Raw genomic sequence first — 25,510 nt, forward strand, 5'->3', positions numbered from 1 at the left:
TTTGCTTTGTACCTACTAAGCAATATAATTGCGCCAACAGTAAAGGATGATAAAAAATATTATGCGCAATAATAAAAGCTTAAAAAATGAAGAAGTACATTTCGAACAATCGCAGGAGCTTGTCTCTACCACCGACCTAAGAGGGGTAGTCACATATGCGAACCAAGAATTTTGCTCAATTGCAGGGTACAGCGAACAGGAACTCATAGGTAAAAATCACAGTATTGTACGCCACCCTGATATGCCTAAAGCAGCTTTTAAAGAAATGTGGGAAACATTAAAGCAAGGCCATTCATGGCGAGGGATGGTAAAAAACCGTTGCAAAGATGGTCGTTATTACTGGGTAGATGCATTTGTAACGCCCATTTTTGCGCATGGCCAACTTATTGGTTACCAGTCGGTTAGAACAAAGCCCAGCGAAGAGCTAAAAAAGCGAGCACATTCACTTTATAATAAAATTAATGCAGGGAAATCAATATCAAGCATTCGTGAACACAGTCAGCTTCGACAGGTTATTAGTTTTATTTGCGCGTTAGTATGGCTTGTAAGTATTGCTATATTTGCCTCTATAAGTATGGCTTTAATCAGCTCATTAGTGTTTATAGTTGTTGTTGCCCTTAACTTTGATGAATTAATTACAACTCCTGCTATTTTACGAGAACAAAAAGCAAAAGCTGACTCTGTATCGCGTTATATATACAGTGGAAATACCCCTCACAGCGTCAGTGACTACAGAGAACAACTGCTTACTGCTAAATTACGCACCGTTTTAGGTCGCGTTAAAGACTCTACAGAAAGCTTCAACGGTATTGCAATTAATTTAGATGAGCAGTCAACCCTCACTGAAAAAGGAATTGCATCACAAGGTGAGCGCCTTGAACAAATTGCATCAGCAATGACGCAAATGAGCTCTACAATCGGTGAAATATCAATTAATACCGCAGAAACTGCTGACAAGGTAAATTCAACACATCAAAGTTGTTCAGAAATAAAAGAACACATTGCTGATAATAGTTTTATGGTTACTGATTTGGCTTCTCAAGTTGAACAGGCAGCTTCAACAGCAAGCAGTTTAGCTGATGAGGCTGATAAAATTGGGCAAGTTATGAGTGAAATTGAAGGTATTGCGGATCAAACTAACCTACTTGCACTTAATGCAGCCATTGAAGCTGCCAGAGCAGGTGAACATGGCCGTGGTTTTGCGGTTGTAGCTGATGAAGTAAGAACACTCTCCTCTCGAACTCAAAACGCAACAACTCAAATCCACAGCTCGATTAAAGAAATACAAGATACCTTATTCAACTGGTCAAAAGTAATGCAAAACACTAAAAACCAGGCTGATAACTGTGTTAATAAAACGGCGCAAACTCAGGTTGAGTTAGAGGGTATTTTTAATCAAATAAGTGAAATATCGCAATTAGCGATGCAAATATCTTCAGCTGCAGAAGAGCAGCAAATGGTGAGTAACGACATTAGTCATAACGTTACGCAAATTAAAAGCTTTAGTGATAACAATCTAAGTCTAAGCTTTAACGTAGCAACAGGTGCAGCTGAACTTGTTGAGGGCTCTCGTAAAGTAAATGATTTACTGCTCACATTTAAAGTATAAAAAAAGCCGCTATATAAATAGCGGCTTTGTTTTATAGCTTAAAGGCTAACGATTCGCAAAAACTAAGCCTTCGTCATTTGCATCTATAGTGATAACACTACCTGATAAGTAATCTCCACTAAGTAGCTTTTGCGCTAATGGGTTTTCAATAGTTTGTTGAATTGCACGTTTTAGTGGACGCGCCCCATAAACAGGGTCAAATCCACTGGCTGCAATTCGCTCAAGCGCTGCATCACTTATTTCAAGTAAGTAACCCATTTCGGTTAAACGTTCACGAAGTTTCATCAACTGAATATCAGCAATTTCTTTTATGTGCTCGTTAGCTAATGGATGAAATACAACTGTTTCATCTATACGGTTAATAAATTCAGGCCTAAACTCGCTGATAAGCACATCCATCACTTTATTTTTGAGGGTTGCATAGTCGTTGTTGCCAGCCTGTTCTTGAATGATATCTGAGCCTAAGTTTGAGGTCATAATGATCACGGTATTTTTAAAATCAACTGTGCGGCCTTGCCCATCAGTTAAGCGTCCATCATCAAGTACTTGAAGTAAAATATTGAATACATCAGGATGTGCTTTTTCAATCTCATCAAGCAATATTACCGAGTATGGCTTACGACGAACGGCTTCGGTTAAATAACCTCCCTCCTCATAGCCTACATAACCAGGAGGTGCCCCTACGAGACGCGCTACTGAATGCTTTTCCATAAACTCAGACATATCAATGCGTACCATGGCATCTTCGGTATCAAACATAAAGCCTGCAAGCGCTTTTGTTAACTCTGTTTTACCAACACCTGTCGGGCCTAAAAATAAAAATGAGCCAATTGGGCGGTTAGGATCAGCAAGCCCCGCACGTGAGCGACGTATAGCATTTGCCACCGCTACAACCGCTTCGTCTTGTCCTATTACTTTACTATGAAGCTTATCTTCCATTTGAAGTAGCTTTTCACGCTCACCTTGAAGCATTCTTGATACAGGGATACCTGTCCAGCGTGAGAGTATTTCAGCTATTTCGTCTTCCCCTACTTGGTTTTTAAGTAAGGTCATTTCTTGCATTTCAGCTTGAGAAGCTAAATCGAGCTTACGCTCAAGCTCTGGAATACGCCCGTATTGCAATTCTGACATACGTTGTAAGTCGCTTGCTCTGCGTGCTACATCTAAGTCTAAGCGTGCTTGTTCGAGCTCAGCTTTAATAACTTGTGTGCCTTGCAGTGATGCTTTTTCTGCATTCCAAATTTCATCAAGCTCTCTGTACTGCGAATCAAGATCTGTGATCAACTCTTGCATTTCACTGCGGCGCTTTTGACTCGCTTCGTCCTTTTCTTTAGCAAGTGCATTATCTTCAAGTTTTAACTGAATAATTTTTCGCTCAAGCTTATCAAGCGATTCTGGTTTAGAGTCAATTTGCAAACGAATAGAAGAGCCGGCTTCATCTATTAAATCAATCGCTTTATCTGGCAATTGGCGGTCACTAATATAACGATGCGACAATTGCGCGGCAGCAACTATTGCAGGATCTGTAATTTCTACAGAATGATGCAACTCATAGCGCTCTTTTAAGCCACGTAAAATTGCGATGGTGTCTTCAACTGATGGCTCTTCAATTAATACTTTTTGAAAACGACGCTCAAGTGCTGCATCTTTTTCTATGTATTTGCGGTACTCATCAAGCGTAGTCGCCCCCACGCAATGTAGCTCGCCACGTGCTAGTGCAGGTTTTAGCATATTGCCCGCATCCATCGCACCGTCGCTTTTACCGGCACCTACAATAGTGTGTATTTCATCAATAAATAAGATGACTTGACCTTCTTCTTTAGCCAACTCGTTGAGAACTGATTTTAAACGCTCTTCAAATTCGCCACGGTATTTAGCACCTGCAACTAACGCCCCTAAATCTAGCGATAAAACACGTTTATGTTTTAATCCTTCAGGCACTTCACCATTAATAATACGTTGTGCTAGGCCTTCAGCAATTGCTGTTTTACCAACACCTGGTTCACCTATTAACACAGGGTTATTTTTAGTACGGCGCTGGAGTACTTGAATAGTACGGCGAATTTCGTCATCTCGCCCTATTACAGGATCAAGCTTGCCCTGCTCGGCACGCTCAGTTAAGTCAATCGTAAATTTTTCGAGTGCTTGACGCGTTTCCTCAGCATTAGGATCATCAACCTTTTGCCCGCCTCGAATTGCTTTAATGGCATTTTCAATTTTTGTAGAAGTAATATTTAATGAGCGGAATATATCGCCAAGCGGCCCTTTATCATCACATGCTGCCAGTACAAATAGCTCACTCGAAATGTATTTATCTTTACGTTTTTGCGCATACTTGTCACATAAGTTAATAAGTGATGCCATGTTGTTTGACAACTGTACATCGCCTCCAACACCTTCGACTTTAAAGAGCTTTTCGATTTCTTGAGAAAGCTTAGTATTGAGCTCGTCAGCACTGACTCCTGTTTGCGCAAATAGCGCTCGCACACTTGAGCCACTTTGTTGTAGCAATGAATACATTAAGTGCACGGGCTCAATAAATTGATGGTCGCGACCAAGTGCTAAAGATTGCGCATCAGAAAGCGCAGATTGAAATTTGCTTGTAAATCTATCTAAACGCATGAGGGTTTACCTATTTAATAAACTAATTGTTTAATAAATGGGTATGTTAATAGAATTGTTCAAGGTGTGGGAATAAATATAATCACTAATGTACGCTTTACTTGCGCCAGATCAAACTTGCCATACGCCCTGTTTGACCATCGCGGCGATACGAAAAAAATTGATCTTCTTGTAAAGCAGTACAGTGCTCACCGCCGCTAATATTTGTAACCCCTAATTGTTGTAACTGAATACGGGCTATGTGATAAATATCAGCAAGGTATTTTTTATTTTTTTGCAGCTCAAACGCATGAGTAAATAAAGCCGAATGTGCTTTAAATAAATTAAAAACCTCTTCACCTACTTCAAACTGAGTGGGTCCAATAGCAGGACCTAGCCAAGCATGAATTTTAATAGGGGTAGTTTTAAAATAGCTGAGGGTATTTTTAATAATCCCCCGCTCTAAACCACGCCAACCACCATGAATCGCCGCTATTTCTTCGCCATTTTCACTAGTAAGTAAAATGGGTAAGCAATCTGCGGTCATTATCGCTAAAGGCTGACTTTTAAGTCTTGTGAATAACGCATCGCCATCATGCAATTTACTAAAATCAAATTGCTCATCAACAACGATAACATCAGCACTATGTGTTTGATTTACCCATATAGCCGGGGCTGGCAGTTTTTTGGTGAGTAAAGCGCGATTTTGTAATACATGGTTTTTGTTATCACCAACATGAAGCCCCAAGTTCATATTTAAAAATGGCGCTTTTGATACACCGCCTTCACGTGTAGTACTGAGAGTATCTACACTATCAAGGCGTTGCCATGGAGCTGATAACAAATACATTATCTATCGATATCAGGGTTTGCTTTAGTATCTTCACGTAGAGCAACCGTCATAGCGACCATATCATCAGGAATAGGTGCCTGCCATGTCATCATTTCACCAGTAATTGGATGAGCAATGCTCAGTTTTACTGCATGCAGTGCTTGGCGTCTAAAGCTGCGAAGTAACTCAAATAACTCAGGTGTTGCACCTTTAGGTGGACGAGGGCGCCCGCCGTATGATTGATCGCCAATTAACGGATGGTTCAAGTGAGCCATGTGTACACGAATTTGGTGCGTGCGGCCTGTTTCTAAGCGTAAACGTAAACGAGTGTGCGCACGAAACTTCTCAGCAACACGGTAGTGAGTAATCGCGGGTTTACCCATTTCATGTACTGCCATATGAGTACGCTGTGTAGGATGGCGGCCAATTGCTTTTTCAACCATACCACCAGCAGTCATGGTGCCATTACATAACGCTTCATATTCACGAGTGAAGTTTTCGCGCTTTTGTAGTGCTTTCACTAAATGTGTTTGAGCCTGAATCGTTTTAGCTACAACCATTAGGCCTGTAGTGTCTTTATCTAAACGATGGACAATACCCGCACGCGGCACATTTATGATTTCAGGATAGTAATGTAATAGTGCATTAAGCACTGTGCCATTTGGATTACCTGCACCTGGGTGTACCACTAATCCCATTGGTTTATTAATAACCAAAATATCATCGTCTTCATAAACAATGTTTAATTTGATATCTTGTGCTTCGTATTCACGTGGTGCTTCAATTGTTGTTTCAACATTTACAACTTCACCACCTAGTAGCTTTTCGCGTGGTGTGTTGAAAATTTCACCGTCTACGGTGATTTTATCATCCAAAATCCACGTTTTTATACGAGAACGTGAATAATCAGGGAACAATTGTGCTAATACTTGGTCTAGACGTTTACCACCTAAGTCGGTAGGAACATCGGCTTGAAGAGAAATTTGCTCTGACATTAGTAACTTTACCCAATTTACCAGTGCAAGCTTTGCTCGACTGGGTTAGAATCGCTTTTAATAAAAGCATAATATAATACGCATAGTTTACTCGGTTTTACCGACTTGGCCTAGCCGAAGACATCGAAGGTAACAAATAAAATGATAAATAAAATAGGGAAACGTGCATTCGCCATTGTTTTTTCAGCTTCTGTACTTAGTTTAGGCGCATGTTCGTCTGCACCAGACCAAGAAGATATTCAACGTGTACCTAATAAATCTGCACACGCTCTATACGAAGATGCAAAAGAAACACTAGATTCTGGTTTATATGCTCGTGCAATTGAACTTTTAAGCGCTATAGATTCACGCTACCCGTTTGGCCCATTCTCTAAACAAGTACAAATGGATTTGGTATATGCACATTACCAATCAGGTAATACTGAACAAGCACTTGCAACAATCGATCGCTTTATTCGGTTAAACCCAAATCATAAAGATCTTGATTACATGTACTACATGCGTGGTTTAGTAAATATTAAAGCCGATAAAAATGCATTCCAAGAATACTTTGGCGTAGACAGAGCTGACCGTGACGCAAACCGTACACGTGTAGCGTTTACAGATTTATCTACTCTTGTTAAGCGTTTTCCAAAAAGCGATTACGCACCAGAGGCTAAACGCCGCTTAGTGTGGCTTTTAAACCGTATGGCGCGTTATGAGCTAAAAGTAGCAACTTACTATTACGAACGTGAAGCTTATTTAGCAGCCGCTAACCGAGGCAAGTATGTTGTAGAACATTATTCGCAAAGCAGTTACTTAGAGCCTGCTTTAGAAATGATGGAAAAGAGCTACGATAAACTTGGCTTAACAGAGCTAAGCGAACATGCTAAACAAACCAGAATGGTAAATAGCAGAAATAAATAAACAAAAAAGGCGCTTACTAAAGCGCCTTTTTCTATACCACATTGTCATTATACCAATCTGCTTATATGTGGGGTCTATTTAACGTCAAGAAAATTACGCTAGAACTAGGCAAAAGTTTTTTACCTAGTTGTTCTAAATAAAAAATTTTTAACAACGTTATAGTGCAATTTAATTCGTTAAATTGATCAAAGATTTATACAAGTTGGTATTAAATAGCTTCTTCATCTTCTTCAGCAGTACGAATACGGACAACACGCTCAACATCAGTCACGAAGATTTTACCGTCGCCAATTTTCCCCGTTTGCGCTGTTTTAACAATCACTTCAATTGCACGATCAACGTCTTCATCGCTTAGTACAATATCAAGTTTAACTTTAGGTAAAAAATCAACCATGTATTCTGCGCCGCGATAAAGCTCAGTATGCCCTTTTTGACGCCCAAAGCCTTTAACTTCACTAACAGTCATACCGGTAATACCCACGTCAGATAAGGCTTCGCGAACATCATCAAGCTTAAATGGTTTTATAATTGCTTCTATCTTTTTCATATTAATTACTTTTTAAAGCTTCAGTTGCCTCGATTTTAGACAATCAAGAAGCCCATAGCAAACAAAGCAATTGAATTTGATGATAAAACAATCAACCATGGTATAATTATTTTCATAAAAATAGCTATACTAAACTATTAGCAGTACATGAGATTAATATGAATAATAAGCAAAATGGATTCACCCTTTTAGAGCTTATGGTCACCGTTGCCATAGTCGGTATTATTGCATCAATCGCGCTTTGGAATAGCAGTGATATGCTTGAGGAAAACAGAGCGGAAAATTTTTTATTGGAATTAAAAAGAAATATTGCATATGCACGCTCACAAGCAGCAAGTACTGATGAAATAGTTGTTGTATGTCCTACAGGACAAGGTCGAATAAAAAACAATAAAGATACATTCAACTGCAACGCAAAGTGGGATGAGGATAAAATTATTGCTGTATTTATCGATGTAGATAATGACGGGCAATACAATAAAGCTACAGATACCTTACTTAGGGCAATGGAAGAAATATCAGACAACGATAAGTTATCGTTTGATGGTAACGATCGTCGCTTACGCTTTAACACCAGTGGTAGAATTACGACGAAGCCCGGAGACTTTATTTTTTGTCCTAATAGTACTAATGAAAATAATAAAGCATTAACCGTATCACAATCAGGTACAGCCTTTTACGTAGGCGATACAAACAAAACCTGCGGTTAAAAAACACACAGTTTATATTGTCATATTTTTATCATTTACTACACTGAGTTGATACATTTTAAAACTCAGGACTTCAAGGATGAGGGTAACAATATATAAAAATAAAGGTATGACACTACTCGAGCTGATGATTTCGTTAGCCATTGTAAGTATTATCAGTCAACTTTCAATGTGGTTTTATCCAGATTTTTTAGCAAATAATCGCTTAGATAACCACGTAAACCTTCTGCATAGAAACATTAATTACGGACGACTTTACGCTATTGAAAATGGAACCTATGTCACTCTTTGTGTTTTAAAAGACAACCAATGTAGTAAGGATGAGTGGGACGGGCAAATGTCGTTATTTATCGATAATGATAAATCAACCACCCTAGATGATGACGAGCTTCTGTTAAGTACATTTGAAGACGTTCATGATGCTGATAGCCTTGAATACCCTCGTAGCGCAATTACTTTTAGACCTGATGGTTCGTTGAATGGCTTTCAAAATGGGACTTTTATTTATTGCCCCAATAATGATAAAGCCAACCTGGAGGGGCTGGCTTTATCAGTAAGTCAAACTGGGCGTATCCGTATAAAATCAACAGATAAATGCCAGAAAAATTAAATTAACGCCCCCAGCAATATTCAACATCAGAATTACCTTTAGTGCCTTTAGCGCCTTTGTAACCGGTGTCTGTAATTGTAATTTGTTTACAGTCAGTATCCCCTTTTACAGCGCCAGCAATAGGTTTTGCGGTGATGGTGAATGTATTGTCGTCATCATCTACATCTATAGATAATTCAAAATGACCATTTTCGGTTTTATCTTGCAACCCTAAATCATCAAATGATTCTGTATATTCACGATTATCGACAAAGAATTGCTCCTCCCTGTTTGCTGCATCTAATAATGCAGCAGCAGCCTCAGCTCGTGATGCTCGCTTTACATACTCAGTGTAATTAGGCAACGCTACTGCTGCTAAAATACCGACAATAGCAACAGCAATCATTAGTTCAATTAGTGTAAAACCGCGAGTTAGTTTACTCATATATATTCCTTAATTACCCACTTCATCATTTTCTTCGCGTTTAAAGATATAGGTTTGCTGTGTTTTAAAACCAAATCCTACTGTATCAGAATCATTTACTAACTGTATTGTACCGTCCACAACCGTTAAGCCTGGGCCTACTACCTCTACAGGTTTCATAGGATTTTGCGCATCCTCACCTTTAATTCCAGGACCAATTAAATAAAATTGACTCTCCTGTGTTACTTCAATAGTTGGGTTGTCGTCGCACATGCCGTCGCCATTCCCATCAGCACATGACGGCCCCTCTCCAAAGTATAATTGAGGAGTATCAGGCACATCATAACTAGTTGTAAATTTCAAATCGTCATACACTTTGGTCCCATAGTGTAAGTGGAAAGCATATAACGAACCTCCACCGCCACTTAACGAGCACTGATTTTCAGTTGATGTGTCAGAAGATGGCGTAAAACTTGTAAAGTATGCTACCCCCCCTACCACTGTAGCTGCCGCTAATGATTTTTCACCCGAACCTAGCTCATACCGCCAGCCTTTAAATTTAGCTAAATCAACTTCTAAATCAACAAATTCATCAACATCATCTAATGCATTACCAAATGGGTCGCTATTCATTTGCATTAGATCCGTTGGCTTAATCGCTGTAGGCGAAGTAGTAAACGATTTAGTTACTGTATTTTCATCCCGGATCATAAATAACTGATCGTCTTCATTTGTACCGGTTGGTTTAGAGCGATTACCACTTCCAATCACAATTGCATCATAGGGTGTATCTAAACGAGTAATGACTGTTTCACCATTAATCGTTGTTTCACTTACTTTACTATAAAGCGTACGCGCTACTAGTGGTTGATAGAAAAAACGTCTATCCTGACTCGCTAATGAACTGCCTAACTCAGCAAGTTTAAAGTGTGTAAAATTACTTGTGCTACTACCAGGCATATCAATACGCCAAATATCTCCGCCAGTATCAGCTGCATATATTCTATCAATATAGCCATCGTAATCAGAATCTAATGTAGATACATTAGCTGCTATTGAGTGTTTTCCTTTAAAGCCATTCTCACTAGGCGTTAAAGCCCACACTTTTTTACCTGTTTCAGCTTCAACAATATAAATACCACGACCTACTGAATCTTCACTTCTTACAACAGCGTCTTTATTTGTATCATACCCTGCACCAAATACTAATAATGGTTTATCACCAAACGCTTTTATGTAAGCTATCTGTGGCTTTGACCACGTTTGTGCAAGCTCTGTAAAATCGCCTTTACCCCCTTCAATCGGATTATCCCATAATTTTTTTGGTTCATTAGGGTTTGTGATATCAAGCGCATAGTAGTTTCTCCCGCCACGTCGCATTCCTGCAAAGGCCCAAACATCGTCGCCATCGCTGGCATCAACAATACCATCGTTAACACCTTCATCATTTAAGCTTTTATCGCTAAAATAAACACTGATTGGGCCGTCCATACCATACACTTTACCAGTATCTTCGTTGCGTAAAGACTGAATAATATCGTACAAGTCTGAAGGGATGAATGCCCAGCTTTCACTTACTTCGTTATTAGTATCGTCGTCTTTAAACATATGTAAAAAGCCGGCGTTAGTGCCAATAAGTATACGTATATCATCGTTACCGTAGTCTATGGCAACAGGTTTAGAGTGAAGAGGGTCGCCAAAAATATCGCTGCGTTGGTCTGTATTTGAACCATCGTTATCCTCGTCATCAACATCAATGCCCATAGCCCATTCAATATCTGAACTGGATAAGCTAATCGGGTTATTAGTTACTAAGTCTAAAATATCACTCACTATATTAGTGGTAAAATCTACAATATCGCCTTGTTTATCAGTGTAGAGGTTGCGCCTGTCTTCTGCTGGGGTACCTGTTAATGTAGCTAAATGGTAATTCACTCCACCTTGTGCTACTAAGTTACCATCGGCAGATTGGCCATCAGGTAACCAAAATGTTTTAGCATCGGTGTCAATTAAACCGTCAGAATCAAGCGCTGTATTATCTGCTGAGTCGACTATTTCACTGCCTGATACTTTTAATTTTTTTAAATTACCGCCCCATCTTGTGTTAGTTTCTGGGTAGAACATGGCAAAGTAAATAGCATCGCGGCTACGTGTTTGGTCTACGTTATTACTTGCTACTGAGGGAGATGAAAAGCTATCGTTTACTTCACGAATACGAGAAATTGCGCTATTTAGTGAGTTAGAGAGCTCATCGGGGGTACTTGCAGGTAAGTTTTCACCGCCACCTAAAGAGGCTGCACGCCTTAAAAGTTCCTGACCGCTTGCGCTCATACCCGAGCCAAAACCTATGGTATATAAGCGACCTGTTTCGTGAATATCGGGAGTAGAAGGGTATAAATCAACTGTTACATCACTTGTACCATGAATAATTTTAGCCATTTGGTGAAGGTAGCTGCTGTAGTAACTATCTGTATTCCAGTTTAGTCCTTCACCAAAGTATTTTTCATGCTCGGCACTAATTTGGCTATCACTGTCATTATCACCAGATGGGTCGCCATCAGTCATATAAATGATATTGATTGAATTATCACAGCGTATAGCTTCAGCATCGCTGTCTTCAAAAGGGGATATGTAAGTATATTGGTAGTTATCTTTTACTACATTTTCACACTCATATACCCATCCAGAACGTCGCCCTTTCCAAACCCAATCACATTCAACCTCTGTATACTGGCTACCGGTTCTTAATTCAGCGCTTGTATCGCGTTCAAGTGTGGTTGCTTCAAGACCATATTGAACTCCTTGTCCGGTAATATATAAATAGGCTTCCCATAAAGTCTCTGTAAGCGGGGTTCCGCCATCAGCTGGCAAAGCCGCTATAGAATTGCGTACTACTGAAGAGTCACTCCCAACACCGTTTACAATGTAGCCACCTGTAGTGCTCTTAAAACGCATTAAGCCAAAATCAATAGTGTCTTCGTTATCTGATACCACTTTATTCATTGCAAACTGGGCAGCTGCAAGTCGGCTATCCACACATAGGTTATACAATCCTAAAAAATTATTATAACCACAGTTATCTCCGTTTGAAGATGAAAAAGCCATACTTCCTGATGTATCAAAAATTAATAGTACGCGGGGTTTTTCCTCTACATCAACATCATGGTTAACATACAGCTCTATATCTTCAGCAAAAGCAGATGCACTAAGCGTCAAACTAATTAATGAGGCAAGTATTTTGTTAAGTTTCATTTTAAATCCCCTTACTTGTGCTAGCCATTTCTTGAGCTACACCAGTCACTATGGTCAGTTCGTGCTTTGCTTTAGAGCCATACTTTATAGTGGTAGAGACTTGCAACATATTGCATGAAATACCTGCCGTAAAATTGAACCTGCGCGGGCATTCTAAATCAAGAGCGCCCTGATTGAGGTTAACCATTTTGCTTTTCATCTCATCGTGTTCGGCTATAACCATGCCTTCTGTATCAGCATCGGCCATAGTAGTAACTTCATCAGGCGATAAAAAAAACTGATTTGCAGCTCCCTTATTTGCCTCGTCAGAAATCATTCTTTGAACCTCTCCGATAAGCTCATTCTCAGCAACTTCTCGCTCTTGTGCAGCATTAGTAATTTTTATATCAATACTACTACTGCTCATTAAAGTAACCGCAATACCCGTTACTGCAATAACCATGATAAGAGCCGTAATTAGTACAACACCTTGTTGTTTAGCTCGTAGCTGTGTTAAATGCGCCATAAGTTGGCTCCTACATTATTCAATCGAATTGTGGTTGTGAACACTGTGCGTCTATAGTTATCGGTAAAGGAAAGCTCTCGCTTATCCTCATCTTCGCCCAAGGTGTATGTTTGATTTTTAATTGTCACTCCCGGATCTTCTTGTAACGACCTAATCAATAAAAATACTTGTACAGTTAAGATTCCTTTACGGTTTTCCCAATCTGTATGCTCCATATCATTAATACTTCTGTATGTATCAACTCGGCTATCACTATTTGTATCAAGACCAAAAACAAAGCGCATATTTTCAACGCCTTCCATTATAGTTTCGGTTGTAATATTGCCACCAACTAAGCGCTTTCTCATTAATGCCGGCACCTTGAGGCTTTTATTATTTACTGTATAAGTTTGCTCTGATAAGTAATAAACATGGTGGCTGTATGGCCATATAGATGCATTTACATTTATAGAGCCTGCACCTATTGCTCCACGTTTAAATTGAGCCTTTTCTTGCTCTGCTATAAAATAGTTTTCATCAGCTTGCGTATCACCTGCATCAAGCTGATTACCTTGTAAAAATTTTAACTGAATGATATCTGTATTTTTAATAGGGTTATTTGCACAGTTTAACTCTTTGGTAGAATCAGCCACTTTTGCATAAATAGTTCTAAAGTTACTCGCTGTCGCTAAATCAGGAAAGCTGCCGTTATTTAACCCCTCTGTACAATCAGCACTAGGGTTCGATAACGATGTTGTATTGGCTGATGTAAACGAATCATCATAATAAGTTCCCCAAAAGCCAATCTGTTCAATATCACGTTGCATTATATTTATGGCTAATCGACCTGACTCCTGAAGCTCACCAATGGTCATCGTATCCTTAGTGGTTACTTTCATTCCTATATAAGTGAACATGACGCCACCTAAAATTAGGCCACCTATAAATAACGAAATCATAACCTCTATAAGTGTAAAACCTTTTTGCTTCATGTTAGCTCCTAAGGTAAATGTAACTAGTTAAAACTACTAAGCGGCGTTTTTTATCCGCTGTACCACATTTTATAGCTGCGGTATCATCATTAGCGTTGAACTCCTGCCGTCCCTGCCATGAAACTATCACTTCTAAATTAAATGCCTTACCGCCTGAACCTGCCACAGCCGTTGGGGCTATACACACAGTTGCGTCGTCCAACGACCCCGTATTTTCACGCGCTCTGATTGCTCTTTTCCACTGTTCAAGATCTAATGCTGCAACCTGCGCTGCTGTACAAGTATTTGTAAAACACGTTTGCGAGGTAGATGTTGAAGTTTCACTATTAAATGTTTGCGTATATAGAGCGACTAATTGGGCGGTATCATTTGCACGAATACGCTGCACAATATCATTACCTAGCGCTACAGCAGCGGCTCGCTGCATAGAATCAAAGCTTGCTTGTTTAGCTTTTGCTTGAAGCGCTACGGCACCTAATAAACCAAAGCTTAAAATAATAAACGCAATGAGCACTTCAATTAAAGTGAAGCCTTTTTGTGTTTTAGTTTGAGGAGATTGCATAGTGAACCAAATAAAAAATTATCTGATTCTAAGTTTATGTCATTCTAACTTAGTTTCAATAATTACTAGGATAGGCGGTTAAATTTGTTGATAAACGGTTAACAAGCACTAGTGACCGTTTATCTTTGGAGGCTAACCTTTGACTTGAATGTTTGATATTTAAGCAAGGTAGAAACTATGTAGTACAATTGTGCTCATAAGTAGGCAATAACGCAGTGGCAGTTAACAGGCACACTAGATAAAGTTTCGCATCGCGATTCCCTCACTAATTAAACAAATTTCAATCCAGAAAGCGACAAGATCTAGTTTAAAATATTTTTTACTGTTTTTAGCTCTCGCCTGCTAACGGTTAAATGATCGTTACAACCCATAAGCTCTACACTATGCAAACCTGGGCCATGAGTATTTAAAGATAAAAGTTTGCTTTTATTTACTAAGGTATTTCGGTGTATTCGTACCAATTGAGCAGGATACTGTGATTCCAGTTGCTTTAGGCTGGATTCAATAAATGCTTCCCCGCCTTCAAATACCATATTAGTGTACTTTTCTTGGGCATTAAAATAATAAACATTGTCAAGCTCAACACTTTTAATGCTTCCCCCTAATTGGTAACTAATTTTTGTTGATTGTTGTTTTTGCACATGCGCTTTATTCAAGCGCCCAGCCTGCTCTAATACTTTTACTAATGATTGTTCTGTAACTGGTTTAACTAAATAACCTGCAGCACTTAGTTGCAGGGCATCAAGAGCATGCTCAGGGTGAGCGGTAATAAACACAACAGCTGGAGGTAAAGCTAAATTATTAAGCTCATTCGCAACCTGCAATCCATTTAAACCAGGCATATCAACGTCTAAAAATATTAAATCGGGGGTGTGCTTTTTAATGAGTAATAAGGCTTCATTGCCATTACCGGCTTCGCCTTTAATAACTATGCTTTTATCATGCGCTAGTAAACGAATTAAACGCATTCTTGCCAATGGTTCATCATCAACTATTAATACGTTCATAGACTACTCTCAGTATTATGTTTAGGAATAACTACTTTTACTCTAAATACATCATTTTTATTGGTGATGACAAGCTGAGCTTTATTTTTATAATAAATATTTAAGCGCTGACGAATATTATCAAGTGCCATGCCATTATTAGGCCGAGTTTGATTGTTAGTAATAGTGATAGGGTTAGTAACAATCATCGTTATATAACCGGTAGTAATATGCAGCTCAACATTAATAATTGCGCCACTTTCGCTTGTTTCAATTCCGTGACATACCGCATTTTCTATTAGCGGCTGCAGTGTTAAACATGGAATATGTAATATAGGAAGTTCATTCGGTATTTGCCAATCAACCTTTAAACGCTCTCCAAAGCGCCACGTTTCCAAGGCTACATATTGCTTACTCAGTGTTATTTCATCATTGAGTAATACACTTTTACCAGAGCGCATAGCTGCTTGAGATAAAGCTGCCAAGGCTAAAATAGCTTGCTCAGCGGCATCAGCATCATGATGAGTAAGTTCTGCTGCTGTATTTAAGCTGTTGTATAAAAAGTGAGGACGGATCCTAGCTTGTAAAGCGTCCAATTCCGCGCGAGAAAGTGCCTTCGTTTGCTGCTCTTTTTCAGTATAGATAAATAAAAACTGTACAAACAAAGCGGCTAATAAAAAAACTGTAAGGCAATTTCGCAATACAAAATAAATAAGGTTATCGGCTTTATTTATATCAAACGCAAAGTGAGAAAATAAAACACTATATATGCAGGTAAATAATAAAAACGAGGTAAAAAATAGCGTGAGCTGAAAAACGTCTGTTCGCTTTTGTAAAAAGCGCTTAAAAAGATACAGAGCTGAGGTGCTTGATAAAACAGTTAAGTGTAAAAATAAACTAATAACCCCAAGGCGTAACCAAATGTCACCTTGGATATTTGGCGCAAACGCCAATACAACAGCTATAACTTGAGTAACAACTAGCGAGGCTAGCACCCCTCGCTCATTAAAAAGAGCTGAAAAAAGCAATGCATCAGATTGAAGCAACTTGCTCATGACAGCTCTCCTTGAAATCTAAATAATTAATTTATATAGATTAACGCAGCTCAACAGGAACGGCAAATACGATGTTTTCTTCTTCACCAGGGTTTTCTACTACCTGCTTGCCGCCAAGCTCTTTAAGGCGTGTTATTACTTGCTGTACAAGTACTTCTGGTGCAGATGCTCCAGCCGTAACACCAACAGACTTAGACTCTGAAACCCACTGCTCTTGTACATCAGTTGCATCATCAATTAAATAAGCCGTTGTGCCCATTTTATCTGCAAGTTCGCGCAAGCGATTAGAGTTAGAACTATTTTTAGCTCCAACAACTAAAAGCACATCAACTTTATCAGCTAAATCACGCACCGCATCTTGGCGGTTTTGTGTTGCATAACAAATATCGTCTTTTCGAGGACCATCTATTGCAGGAAATTTCTCTCGTAGTGCGTCAATGACATCAGCCGTATCATCTACCGAAAGCGTTGTTTGGCTACAATAAAATAAGTTTTCGGCATTTTTTACATTGAGTGCAATAACGTCTTCCGCGGTTTCTACCAGGTAAATCCCGCCTTCATCGTTATCGTACTGCCCCATTGTACCCTCTACTTCAGGGTGTCCATGGTGCCCAATTAAAATACATTCAATACCCTTGCGGCTAGCGCGTGTAACTTCCATATGAACTTTAGTTACAAGCGGACATGTTGCATCAAATACTTTTAAGTCCCGGCGTTTCGCCTCAGAGCGTACCGCTTGCGATACACCATGAGCACTAAAAATTACAATGCTGTCGTCAGGTACTTGATCAAGCTCTTCAACAAACACTGCGCCACGGCTTTTTAGCCCATCGACCACGTAGCGGTTATGTACCACTTCGTGACGAACATAAATTGGCTTTTCAAAAATATCTAGAGCACGCTCTACAATGCTGATTGCACGGTCAACGCCCGCACAAAAACCACGTGGGTTAGCTAATAAAATATCCATTAGCCTTCTACCTCAATAATATCTACTTCAAATGTTAGGCGCTGACCCGATAGCGGGTGGTTAAAATCGATAGTAACCGACTCCCCTTGCACTTCTCGAACAAGCCCAGGAAGTTCAGTACCATCAGGTTGTGTAAACGCAATGATAGCACCTACTTGAGCAGGTGTTTCTGGGCCAAACTTACTACGGTCAACATAGTAAATATTATCTGGATTTGGCTGACCAAAAGCATCTTCAGGTTCTAATTCAAATGTTTTACTTTCACCAGCAGTTAACCCTAATAAACACTTTTCGAAGTTTGCCGTTAAGCTACCATCACCCATTGTTAATTTTGCAGGTTTGTTATGAACCTTTGTAGAGTCTGCGGCAGAGCCATCTTCTAACTTAATAGAAAAATGAAAAATAACTTGCGAGTTTTCACCAATTACAACTTGGCTCATGCTTTATGCTCCTTAGGACTTTCGCCTGTAAAGGCATCAAATAATAATAACGCGGCACCAATACAAATAGCGCAATCAGCAATATTAAATACTGGAAAATGTGACTTATCGTAAAACACATGAATAAAGTCAATTACATAACCATAAGCTATACGGTCATATAAGTTACCTATTGCGCCTGCAAGTACTAACGCATAAGCACTGCACAATATTTTGTTGGTCGCTGGTAATCGCTTAAGCCACCAAACAAGTAACCCACTAATGGCAATAGCTATAAAGCTTAAAAACCAACGTTGCCAACCACCTGCTTCACTTAAAAAGCTGTAGGCTGCGCCATAGTTATGTACGTAAGTAATACTAAAAACAGGCAGTAAATTTATAGACTCTTGATAAGCCATGGTATTCACAACTAGTGTTTTACTGGCAAAGTCTATTACTAACAGTAATAGACTTAACCAAAGCCACACTAAACCACTTTTTTGGGCTAGTTTGCTCACTGAGTAAAGCTCCTAAGCGAATTGACGCTTTTCACCTTCGCCATCAACATTACTTACACAACGGCCACAAATTTCAGGATGAGCAGGATCAGTTCCTACATCGTCGCTATAGTGCCAACAACGCTCACACTTAGCTGCATCTGTTGCTGCAACACTAATGTATAAACCTTCAATTTCTGTTGCTTGCGTATCTGCTGGTTGGCTATCAACCTGCTTAACGTTTACTGCTGATGTTAACAATACAAAACGAAGCTCATCACCTAGTGAAGCAAGTGTGCTTGCAAGGTCTTTATCCGCAAATAAATTAACTGTTGCTTGTAGTGTTGCACCAATTACTTCTTCTTTACGTGCAGCTTCTAATAAGCGGTTAACTTCATCGCGTACATTTAAAATTGCTTGCCAATCATCGTTACTAAACTGACTGCTCGTTGGTGCTTGTAAGCCGTCATACCATACTGATGTAAATACGTAATCACTGCGCTCGCCTGGTAAGGCTTCCCAGATCTCTTGTGCTGTAAAGCTCATAATTGGCGCCATCCAGCGCGTCATAGCTTCTGCAATATGGTAAAGCGCAGTTTGACAAGAACGACGTGCATGGCTATCGCTTTTAGCTGTGTACTGACGGTCTTTAATTACATCTAAGTAAAATGAGCCAAGTTCACCGGTACAGAAGTTCATTAGCTTTTGCGTTACTAATAACATTTGGTAGCTATCGTAAGCGGCTAAAATCTCGTCTTGTAACTGTGCTGCACGGCCAACAATCCACTTATCAAGCTCAACCATGTCATCTACAGCAACTTGATCAGTTTTAGGATCAAAACCATTTAAGTTAGCTAATAAGTAACGGCTAGTGTTACGAATACGACGATAACGATCCGCAGAGCGTTTGAATATTTCATCAGACACAGTCATTTCTGCCGTGTAATCGGTAGAAGCAACCCACAAGCGTAAAATGTCAGCACCAAGCTTATTCATTACATTTTGCGGAGAGATAACATTACCCAGTGACTTAGACATTTTACGGCCGTTTTCATCAACGGTAAAACCATGCGTAAGTACTTGCTTATATGGTGCATGTCCATTAATCGCAACCGATGTCATCATTGACGACATAAACCAACCACGATGTTGATCAGAACCTTCAAGGTATAAGTCGGCTGGGCCAACTAAGTCTTCACGTGCATCTACTACACATGCGTGCGACACACCTGAATCAAACCATACATCTAGCGTGTCTTGCACTTTCATGTATTGCTTAGCGTCTTCTTCGCCAAGTAAAGTAGCTGGCTCTAGGTCATACCATGCTTGAATACCTGCCTTTTCAACAAGCTCTGCAGCTTGCTCGATAAGCTCTTGGGTATTTGGGTGTAAAGCACCGGTGTCTTTATCAACAAATAAAGCAATCGGCACACCCCATGTACGCTGACGCGAAATACACCAATCTGGACGGCCTTCAACCATGTTAGAAATACGGCTTTCGCCCCATTCAGGCAGCCACTGTGTATTTTTGATTTCTTTAAGAGAATCTTGACGTAAGTTAGCCTGATCCATACTTACAAACCACTGCGGTGTAGCACGGAAAATTATTGGCGTTTTGTGGCGCCAACAATGCGGGTAACTGTGTGTAAGCGCATGATGATGTACTAATGCACCACGCTCTTTTAATACTTCAATGACGCTCGCGTTTGCTTTAAATACATGCTGACCTGCAAAAAGTTCAGTATCTGGTAAGTACACACCATTTGCACCAACAGGGTTAGCGACTTCTAGGTTGTAATTTAAGCCTGCCACGAAATCTTCTTGACCATGACCTGGCGCAGTATGCACAACACCTGTACCTGAGTCAGTAGTAACGTGTTCAGCAACAATCACTGGTACACTAAAGTCATAAAAAGGATGCGCTACTTGCAAGTTTTCAAGTACAGCACCTTTTACGTAACCTAATACGTGGTAATGATCAAAACCAAAACGGTCCATTGCATCTTTAACAAGTTCTGAGCCTAAAATTAAACGCTGCTGTGCGCCTTCATCTTCAACTTGCACAAGCGCATATTCTAAATCGGCATGAACAGCAACAGCACGGTTTGCAGGAAGCGTCCATGGCGTTGTTGTCCAAATAACAGTGCCAACACTACCTTGCCCTTCATGGCCTTGGGCTAGGTCAAACGCATTTACTACTGCGTCTTGGTCAGCAAAAATAAAGCGTACATCAATTGCTGGCGACTGTTTATCTTGATATTCAACTTCTGCTTCTGCTAATGCAGAGCCACAATCTGTACACCAATGCACAGGCTTAGCCCCTTTGTGTAAGTGACCGTTTTTAATAATACGACCAAGCACACGAATTGCATTTGCCTCAAAGTCAAAATTCATTGTTAAGTAAGGCTTATCCCAATCTGCAAATACGCCTAAACGTTTAAAATCAACCTTTTGGCCTTCAACTTGCTTTTTAGCATACGCACGACACTTTTCGCGAAACTCGCTCGCCGTCACTTTTACACCCGGCTTACCTACTTTTTTCTCAACCATTAACTCAATTGGTAAACCGTGACAGTCCCAACCAGGTACATAAGGCGAATCAAAGTCAGATAAAGTTTTAGACTTAACAATAATATCTTTTAAAATCTTGTTTACTGAGTGGCCTAAGTGGATGTCGCCATTTGCATACGGAGGGCCGTCATGCAAAATAAAGGTCTTTTTACCCTTTTTAGCGCTGCGAATTTGACCGTAAAGGTCGTCTTCATACCATGCTTTAAGCATTTTTGGTTCACGTTGTGCCAAATTGCCACGCATTGGAAACTGTGTTTCCGGTAAATTCAAAGTATGTTTATAGTCGCTCATTTATCCTACATTCCGTATCTATCGGCTGCCTAATTTAAACCAAAACACTGCTTAGCGGCGGCAACATCTGTTGCTATTTGCGCCGTGAGTTGTGTTAATGTCTCGAATTTTTTCTCGTCGCGGAGTTTTTGTATTAACTCCACGTGCATAAATTGTCCATAAATGTCTTGTGCAAAATCAAAAAGATGAACTTCTAGAAGTGCACGTGTTCCATTAAATGTGGGTTTGTTGCCTATATTTGCAACCCCAAAAATTTGTTTACCTGCAATTGTAGCTTGCACAGCAAACACACCATTAACAGGGCAAACTTGGCGTTTAAGCGCTATGTTTGCTGTTCTAAAGCCAAGCTCACGGCCTCTTTTCCAGCCATGTATTACGCGCCCAGAGATAGCGTAGTCGTGGCCAAGCATAACTTTTGCACTGGCTAAATCACCAGCAGCTAATGCTTCACGAATCAATGTGCTGCTCACTCTAGCATTTAACTGGCGAAAACTCGCTGTGCTTTGCACATCCATTCCCGCCTGATTACCCATACTAACGAGTAAATCAAAATTGCCTTTGCGCTGCTGCCCAAATCTAAAATCATCACCTACGGTTAATGCTTTAACACCGAGTTTTTTTATAAGTATGTCGCTTACAAACTGTTCAGCTTGCATATTTGCAAATTGCTGATTAAAGCTAATACAAATTACACGTTCAATGCCTAAATCGCTCAACAAACGCAACTTATCACGTAATCGCGTAAGCCTTGCTGGGGCACTTTTTTTAGCAAAAAACTCTTGAGGCTGAGGTTCAAAAAGCATCACTGTACTTGGTAAGTTGTGCGCTTTAGCATCTGCTAACAAACCTTTTAATACTTGTGAATGACCTAAGTGAACACCGTCAAAATTACCAATAGTCAGCACACACCCAAAGTGATGCGCTCGAATATTGTGTATACCTCTAATTAACTCCATGCCACCTAAAGCCTTTTTTCAGCGAGTATTATCACGACTTATACCAAGGAAAAGCCACAAGGCTGCCGATTATAATCTTTTTTTTAGTTTGATTCAGTAATTGCTACACTTTTTATCGTATTTAGTCTTACGCCCATTAAAAAGAGCATTGCAAAGTAGCTAACTCCCGCTAATGCAACAAGAGCAATTAACAATATAACTTGCTGCATAAACGTCCATGAAGCCCAATAATAGTAACTACTTACATACCATGTAACACATCCCATAACTATACTTGCAACAATACACTTTATAGTGAAACGCAAACTCATAGAAGAAAACTGATAAACTTTTTCTTTTTTAAGCTGCCTGTAAAGTAAAAATGCATTACAACTGGCCGACATTGATGTAGCAAGGGCTAACCCTAAGTAACCTATAAAAGGGGCCAACATAATGTTAAACACCATATTTAGCACTAGGGTTATAATACCAATGCGTACAGGCGTTTTAGTATCTTGACGGGAATAAAAACCAGGCGCGAGCACTTTAATCAGCATAAAGCTAACTAACCCTACAGAGTACGCAACAACACCTAAACTTACCGCTTTTACATGATCAACACTGTCTTCTTTAAAAGCACCATGATCGAATAGCACCGTAATTATAAGTGGGCTAATTATCATTAGGCCAACCATTGCTGGTATACCTAAAAATATTACAAAGCGCACACCCCAATCTAACGTATGCTGAAAATCGCTCAATTTTTTACTACTGTGCAATTTAGAGAGTGCGGGTAAAATAACCGTCGCAATACCTATTCCAAACAAACCAAGCGGAAACTCTATTAGCCTATCTGAGTAATAAAGCCATGCTATAGAGCCTGTCATTAATAGTGAGGCTATCATGGTATCTAGTAATAAATTAATTTGGCTTATCGATACGCCAAACAATGCAGGAAGCATTAGCTTACGCACTTTTTTAACATTTTCGTCTTGCCAAGCCCAACGCGGGCGCGCCAACATTTTTGCGCGATATAAAAACGGCAATTGAAATAACAATTGCACAATACCACCGACAAATACGCCTATAGCTAGAGCGTATGCACCAACACTAAACTTATCATGTAAAAAGATGGCGCAGCTGATTATTGATATATTAAGTAAAACGGGCGTAAAAGCAGCGACTGCAAAGCGGTTATAAACGTTCATTACTGCACCACTAAGCGCAACTAAGCTCACAAAAAATAAATACGGAAAAGTTAACTTTAATAACGAACTAGCAAGTTCAAATTTTTCAGCGTTTGGGCCACCCTGCCACCAATCTATAAACCAACCTGTACCAAATAAGGCCGCAATTACCGGTGAAGCAACGACACCAAATATGGTTACTATAAGTAAAATTGTACCGAGCGTACCGGCAGCTTGCGCCACAAAAAGTTTAACTTTGTCATCACCTTGTTGCTCTTTAATTTCACTAAGAACAGGTACAAACGCCTGTGCAAAGGCACCTTCGGCAAACAAACGTCGTAAAAAATTAGGAATACGGTTAGCAAATAAAAAAACATCGGCAGCGGCGCTGGCCCCTAATAAATTTGCAACTACTGCATCTCGTACTAGCCCTAATATACGTGAAATCATAGTCATACAACTCACAATCATACCTGAGCGAAATAAACCTTTTGACACCTTAAACCCACTTAAAAATCCCTAATATGGGCAATTATGCCACAGTCTTTTTTATAAATCGCTTTAAAGCACTAGGCTGGGAGTCTGTGCTTTGTTACAATATCGATATTAACTGCTAAAGCGGCAAATTGATGTTCGTTATAAGGAGCAGTTTTTCTTGGATTGTTAAATTTACATTGACATTCATGATAAAAACAGGCATATTCCACGGCCTTTAATTTAAGCTTTATTTAAGATTGTTAGGAGCAAACCTTGGCTAACATCAAGTCTGCAAAAAAACGCGCTATCACTAGCGAAAAAAACCGTCAGCACAACGCAAGCCGTCGTTCAATGATGCGCACTTACTTCAAAAAAGTAATTGTTGCTATTGAAGCTGGCGATAAAGAAGCTGCACAGCAAGCTTTTTCTGTTGCTACACCTATCCTAGACCGTTACGCAACTAAGGGTCTAATTCACAAAAACAAAGCAGCTCGTCATAAGAGCCGTATTGCCGCTAAAATTAAAGCGCTATAATTTGTTTTTGTAGAATATAAAAAACCGGCATTTGCCGGTTTTTTTTTGCTTTAATTTTAACTGCACTTAACTTGCTTATGCATTTTCTAAATCTGGGTAAAACTTCTTCAACATTGCCGCTATTTTTTTAGGTGTAAATGGTTTTACAACAAACCCTTTAGCGCCTTTATCTATTGCATCCTTTACGTTATCAACACCTGAATGTGCAGATACCATCACCACATTTGTCTCTGGGCTTAATTCATTGATTTGCGAAATCAAATCTTTACCATCTCCATCTGGTAATTCAATATCTAAAAAAATCATATCGTAATTGGCAGCCTGACACTCACTAATACATTGCGAAGCCGTAGATGCTTCCTTTACATTGTCTATCCCTAAGTGCATGAGCGTTTGGCTCAAAAAACTACGCACCGTGCTAACGTCATCTACAATTAAAATTGATAGCTGCGTATTCATCTTTATTCCTCGTAGGCTATAAGCTAACTTTAAGTTATCATATTGATACATAAATTTATTCATTTAATTATAGAGACCTACGCCAAAAAGGCCAGATTTGCTTTATGTCTAAAACACCAAATAAACAATCACTGCTTGGTAAAGCACCAGCAAGAAAAAAAACACCCCAAAAAAGAAAGCCTCAACCTTCAACCCAGCGTCCACAAACAAATAACGCAAATGCACAAACTCTCGATGATAAATGCAAACACACCAAACCTAAAAAAGGGTTATTTATAACACTTGCAGTTATAGCGGTGATTATTTTAGCGTTTCCAAAACCGACCTTACTCACCTATAAAAAATTAGGGATGGTAAGTGAAAGTATTTATTGGCCAGGTGTTTTTGGTAAAGGCGCAATGCTTATTGATTCAAACTTACACCCACAGTTTGATTCTAAGCGTAAATCCCTTTATTTATGCAGTGATTTACAAAAGCCACAAAGCTGCCAAAAGTATCAAGTGATAGCTGACAATGGTTTATTTGCTGCAATAGGCAGTTACTTTTAGCATTAAAAAAACTAATCTGAAAATTTAAAATTACTTGGTTGAAAGGTGTGCAAAAGATCAACATAATGGCGCTCCTTT

24 protein-coding genes are annotated in these 25,510 nt (G+C 39.5%); 6 read left to right on the forward strand and 18 right to left on the reverse strand.

From position 1 onward, the window contains the following. The first annotated feature begins 61 nt into the window (after positions 1-61). Positions 62-1,609, forward strand: a complete 1,548-nt coding sequence (locus tag ATS74_RS08685; RefSeq protein ID WP_058548730.1) for a methyl-accepting chemotaxis protein — start codon at positions 62-64, stop codon at positions 1,607-1,609. A 45-nt stretch (positions 1,610-1,654) separates the two neighbouring features. Here the strand turns inward: ATS74_RS08685 and clpB are convergent, their stop codons facing one another. The 3 genes from clpB to rluD form a co-directional block, all read right to left on the reverse strand. Continuing rightward, positions 1,655-4,231: an ATP-dependent chaperone ClpB gene (gene clpB, locus ATS74_RS08690; protein WP_058548508.1), complete on the reverse strand. Its 2,577-nt coding sequence runs from the start codon at positions 4,229-4,231 to the stop codon at positions 1,655-1,657. Between the two features lie 97 nt (positions 4,232-4,328). Then, entirely contained in the window at positions 4,329-5,060 is a 732-nt protein-coding gene (gene pgeF, locus ATS74_RS08695; protein ID WP_058548509.1) for a peptidoglycan editing factor PgeF, read from the reverse strand. Further along, positions 5,060-6,037, reverse strand: coding sequence for a 23S rRNA pseudouridine(1911/1915/1917) synthase RluD (rluD, locus tag ATS74_RS08700; protein ID WP_058548510.1), 978 nt, complete (start codon positions 6,035-6,037; stop codon positions 5,060-5,062). Before rluD ends, pgeF begins: the two co-directional genes overlap by 1 nt. A 141-nt stretch (positions 6,038-6,178) precedes the next feature. On the opposite strand from rluD, the gene ATS74_RS08705 reads away from it, so the two are divergent. Beyond that, on the forward strand, positions 6,179-6,943 hold the full coding sequence (locus tag ATS74_RS08705) for an outer membrane protein assembly factor BamD (RefSeq protein WP_058548511.1): 765 nt from the start codon (positions 6,179-6,181) through the stop codon (positions 6,941-6,943). A 208-nt stretch (positions 6,944-7,151) separates the two neighbouring features. Here ATS74_RS08705 and glnB read toward each other — a convergent pair whose 3' ends face one another. Continuing rightward, the gene (gene glnB / locus ATS74_RS08710; RefSeq protein WP_058548512.1) at positions 7,152-7,490 is read right to left on the reverse strand and encodes a nitrogen regulatory protein P-II; all 339 of its coding nucleotides are present in this window, start codon (positions 7,488-7,490) and stop codon (positions 7,152-7,154) included. Positions 7,491-7,648: 158 nt separating this feature from the next. Here glnB and ATS74_RS08715 point away from each other — a divergent pair, with 158 nt between their 5' ends. Both ATS74_RS08715 and ATS74_RS08720 read left to right on the forward strand, forming a co-directional pair. After that, positions 7,649-8,200: a GspH/FimT family pseudopilin gene (locus ATS74_RS08715; protein WP_058548513.1), complete on the forward strand. Its 552-nt coding sequence runs from the start codon at positions 7,649-7,651 to the stop codon at positions 8,198-8,200. Between the two features lie 79 nt (positions 8,201-8,279). Further along, positions 8,280-8,810: a GspH/FimT family pseudopilin gene (locus ATS74_RS08720; RefSeq protein WP_058548514.1), complete on the forward strand. Its 531-nt coding sequence runs from the start codon at positions 8,280-8,282 to the stop codon at positions 8,808-8,810. A 1-nt stretch (position 8,811) separates the two neighbouring features. Here the strand turns inward: ATS74_RS08720 and ATS74_RS08725 are convergent, their stop codons facing one another. The 13 genes from ATS74_RS08725 to murJ form a co-directional block, all read right to left on the reverse strand. Continuing rightward, positions 8,812-9,234, reverse strand: coding sequence for a type IV pilin protein (locus ATS74_RS08725; RefSeq protein WP_058548515.1), 423 nt, complete (start codon positions 9,232-9,234; stop codon positions 8,812-8,814). Between the two features lie 9 nt (positions 9,235-9,243). Further along, positions 9,244-12,465, reverse strand: a complete 3,222-nt coding sequence (locus ATS74_RS08730; protein WP_058548516.1) for a PilC/PilY family type IV pilus protein — start codon at positions 12,463-12,465, stop codon at positions 9,244-9,246. Between the two features lies 1 nt (position 12,466). Further along, positions 12,467-12,970, reverse strand: coding sequence for a pilus assembly PilX family protein (locus ATS74_RS08735; protein ID WP_058548517.1), 504 nt, complete (start codon positions 12,968-12,970; stop codon positions 12,467-12,469). After that, positions 12,958-13,941, reverse strand: coding sequence for a PilW family protein (locus tag ATS74_RS08740; RefSeq protein WP_058548518.1), 984 nt, complete (start codon positions 13,939-13,941; stop codon positions 12,958-12,960). The genes ATS74_RS08735 and ATS74_RS08740 overlap by 13 nt, the downstream gene beginning before the upstream one ends. A 1-nt stretch (position 13,942) precedes the next feature. After that, positions 13,943-14,503, reverse strand: coding sequence for a type IV pilus modification protein PilV (pilV, locus tag ATS74_RS08745; RefSeq protein ID WP_058548519.1), 561 nt, complete (start codon positions 14,501-14,503; stop codon positions 13,943-13,945). A 302-nt stretch (positions 14,504-14,805) separates the two neighbouring features. Next, a complete protein-coding gene (locus ATS74_RS08750) occupies positions 14,806-15,510 on the reverse strand; it encodes a LytR/AlgR family response regulator transcription factor (protein WP_058548520.1) in 705 nt (234 codons plus the stop codon). Then, on the reverse strand, positions 15,507-16,544 hold the full coding sequence (locus ATS74_RS08755) for a sensor histidine kinase (RefSeq protein WP_058548521.1): 1,038 nt from the start codon (positions 16,542-16,544) through the stop codon (positions 15,507-15,509). The genes ATS74_RS08750 and ATS74_RS08755 overlap by 4 nt, the downstream gene beginning before the upstream one ends. A 40-nt stretch (positions 16,545-16,584) precedes the next feature. Continuing rightward, positions 16,585-17,514 carry a 4-hydroxy-3-methylbut-2-enyl diphosphate reductase gene (gene ispH, locus ATS74_RS08760; RefSeq protein WP_058548522.1) on the reverse strand — a complete coding sequence of 310 codons (930 nt, stop codon included), beginning with the start codon at positions 17,512-17,514 and terminating at the stop codon, positions 16,585-16,587. Beyond that, entirely contained in the window at positions 17,514-17,954 is a 441-nt protein-coding gene (fkpB, locus tag ATS74_RS08765) for an FKBP-type peptidyl-prolyl cis-trans isomerase (protein ID WP_058548523.1), read from the reverse strand. Before fkpB ends, ispH begins: the two co-directional genes overlap by 1 nt. Next, positions 17,951-18,451, reverse strand: coding sequence for a signal peptidase II (gene lspA, locus ATS74_RS08770; protein ID WP_058548524.1), 501 nt, complete (start codon positions 18,449-18,451; stop codon positions 17,951-17,953). Before lspA ends, fkpB begins: the two co-directional genes overlap by 4 nt. 12 nt (positions 18,452-18,463) lie before the next feature. Then, positions 18,464-21,292: an isoleucine--tRNA ligase gene (gene ileS, locus ATS74_RS08775; protein WP_058548525.1), complete on the reverse strand. Its 2,829-nt coding sequence runs from the start codon at positions 21,290-21,292 to the stop codon at positions 18,464-18,466. A 29-nt stretch (positions 21,293-21,321) separates the two neighbouring features. Then, complete coding sequence (gene ribF, locus ATS74_RS08780) at positions 21,322-22,248, reverse strand: bifunctional riboflavin kinase/FAD synthetase (RefSeq protein WP_058548526.1); 927 nt, start codon at positions 22,246-22,248, stop codon at positions 21,322-21,324. An 83-nt stretch (positions 22,249-22,331) separates the two neighbouring features. Continuing rightward, the gene (gene murJ / locus ATS74_RS08785) at positions 22,332-23,870 is read right to left on the reverse strand and encodes a murein biosynthesis integral membrane protein MurJ (RefSeq protein ID WP_058548731.1); all 1,539 of its coding nucleotides are present in this window, start codon (positions 23,868-23,870) and stop codon (positions 22,332-22,334) included. A 294-nt stretch (positions 23,871-24,164) separates the two neighbouring features. Here murJ and rpsT point away from each other — a divergent pair, with 294 nt between their 5' ends. Beyond that, positions 24,165-24,425, forward strand: coding sequence for a 30S ribosomal protein S20 (rpsT, locus tag ATS74_RS08790; protein ID WP_002958225.1), 261 nt, complete (start codon positions 24,165-24,167; stop codon positions 24,423-24,425). A gap of 75 nt (positions 24,426-24,500) precedes the next feature. Here the strand turns inward: rpsT and ATS74_RS08795 are convergent, their stop codons facing one another. Further along, positions 24,501-24,884, reverse strand: coding sequence for a response regulator (locus ATS74_RS08795; RefSeq protein WP_058548527.1), 384 nt, complete (start codon positions 24,882-24,884; stop codon positions 24,501-24,503). Positions 24,885-24,988: 104 nt separating this feature from the next. Between ATS74_RS08795 and ATS74_RS08800 the strand changes: the two genes are divergently transcribed. Beyond that, complete coding sequence (locus ATS74_RS08800; protein WP_058548528.1) at positions 24,989-25,432, forward strand: hypothetical protein; 444 nt, start codon at positions 24,989-24,991, stop codon at positions 25,430-25,432. Positions 25,433-25,510 lie beyond the last annotated feature (78 nt).

It is taken from the genome of Pseudoalteromonas sp. H103 (genome assembly GCF_001469205.1).
Lineage (GTDB): Bacteria > Pseudomonadota > Gammaproteobacteria > Enterobacterales > Alteromonadaceae > Pseudoalteromonas > Pseudoalteromonas carrageenovora.

What these genes read in the sequence shown, in the direction of transcription:
- ATS74_RS08725 (WP_058548515.1), bottom strand. Translation starts at nt 9,234, where the DNA reads ATGAGTAAACTAACTCGCGGTTTTACACTAATTGAACTAATGATTGCT.
- murJ (WP_058548731.1), bottom strand. Translation starts at nt 23,870, where the DNA reads ATGACTATGATTTCACGTATATTAGGGCTAGTACGAGATGCAGTAGTT.
- ribF (WP_058548526.1), bottom strand. Translation starts at nt 22,248, where the DNA reads ATGGAGTTAATTAGAGGTATACACAATATTCGAGCGCATCACTTTGGG.
- ATS74_RS08750 (WP_058548520.1), bottom strand. Translation starts at nt 15,510, where the DNA reads ATGAACGTATTAATAGTTGATGATGAACCATTGGCAAGAATGCGTTTA.
- ileS (WP_058548525.1), bottom strand. Translation starts at nt 21,292, where the DNA reads ATGAGCGACTATAAACATACTTTGAATTTACCGGAAACACAGTTTCCA.
- fkpB (WP_058548523.1), bottom strand. Translation starts at nt 17,954, where the DNA reads ATGAGCCAAGTTGTAATTGGTGAAAACTCGCAAGTTATTTTTCATTTT.
- ATS74_RS08715 (WP_058548513.1), top strand. Translation starts at nt 7,649, where the DNA reads ATGAATAATAAGCAAAATGGATTCACCCTTTTAGAGCTTATGGTCACC.
- ATS74_RS08755 (WP_058548521.1), bottom strand. Translation starts at nt 16,544, where the DNA reads ATGAGCAAGTTGCTTCAATCTGATGCATTGCTTTTTTCAGCTCTTTTT.
- ispH (WP_058548522.1), bottom strand. Translation starts at nt 17,514, where the DNA reads ATGGATATTTTATTAGCTAACCCACGTGGTTTTTGTGCGGGCGTTGAC.
- glnB (WP_058548512.1), bottom strand. Translation starts at nt 7,490, where the DNA reads ATGAAAAAGATAGAAGCAATTATAAAACCATTTAAGCTTGATGATGTT.
- ATS74_RS08735 (WP_058548517.1), bottom strand. Translation starts at nt 12,970, where the DNA reads ATGGCGCATTTAACACAGCTACGAGCTAAACAACAAGGTGTTGTACTA.
- ATS74_RS08720 (WP_058548514.1), top strand. Translation starts at nt 8,280, where the DNA reads ATGAGGGTAACAATATATAAAAATAAAGGTATGACACTACTCGAGCTG.
- ATS74_RS08740 (WP_058548518.1), bottom strand. Translation starts at nt 13,941, where the DNA reads ATGAAGCAAAAAGGTTTTACACTTATAGAGGTTATGATTTCGTTATTT.
- ATS74_RS08800 (WP_058548528.1), top strand. Translation starts at nt 24,989, where the DNA reads ATGTCTAAAACACCAAATAAACAATCACTGCTTGGTAAAGCACCAGCA.
- ATS74_RS08705 (WP_058548511.1), top strand. Translation starts at nt 6,179, where the DNA reads ATGATAAATAAAATAGGGAAACGTGCATTCGCCATTGTTTTTTCAGCT.
- ATS74_RS08795 (WP_058548527.1), bottom strand. Translation starts at nt 24,884, where the DNA reads ATGAATACGCAGCTATCAATTTTAATTGTAGATGACGTTAGCACGGTG.
- clpB (WP_058548508.1), bottom strand. Translation starts at nt 4,231, where the DNA reads ATGCGTTTAGATAGATTTACAAGCAAATTTCAATCTGCGCTTTCTGAT.
- rluD (WP_058548510.1), bottom strand. Translation starts at nt 6,037, where the DNA reads ATGTCAGAGCAAATTTCTCTTCAAGCCGATGTTCCTACCGACTTAGGT.
- ATS74_RS08685 (WP_058548730.1), top strand. Translation starts at nt 62, where the DNA reads ATGCGCAATAATAAAAGCTTAAAAAATGAAGAAGTACATTTCGAACAA.
- pilV (WP_058548519.1), bottom strand. Translation starts at nt 14,503, where the DNA reads ATGCAATCTCCTCAAACTAAAACACAAAAAGGCTTCACTTTAATTGAA.
- pgeF (WP_058548509.1), bottom strand. Translation starts at nt 5,060, where the DNA reads ATGTATTTGTTATCAGCTCCATGGCAACGCCTTGATAGTGTAGATACT.
- ATS74_RS08730 (WP_058548516.1), bottom strand. Translation starts at nt 12,465, where the DNA reads ATGAAACTTAACAAAATACTTGCCTCATTAATTAGTTTGACGCTTAGT.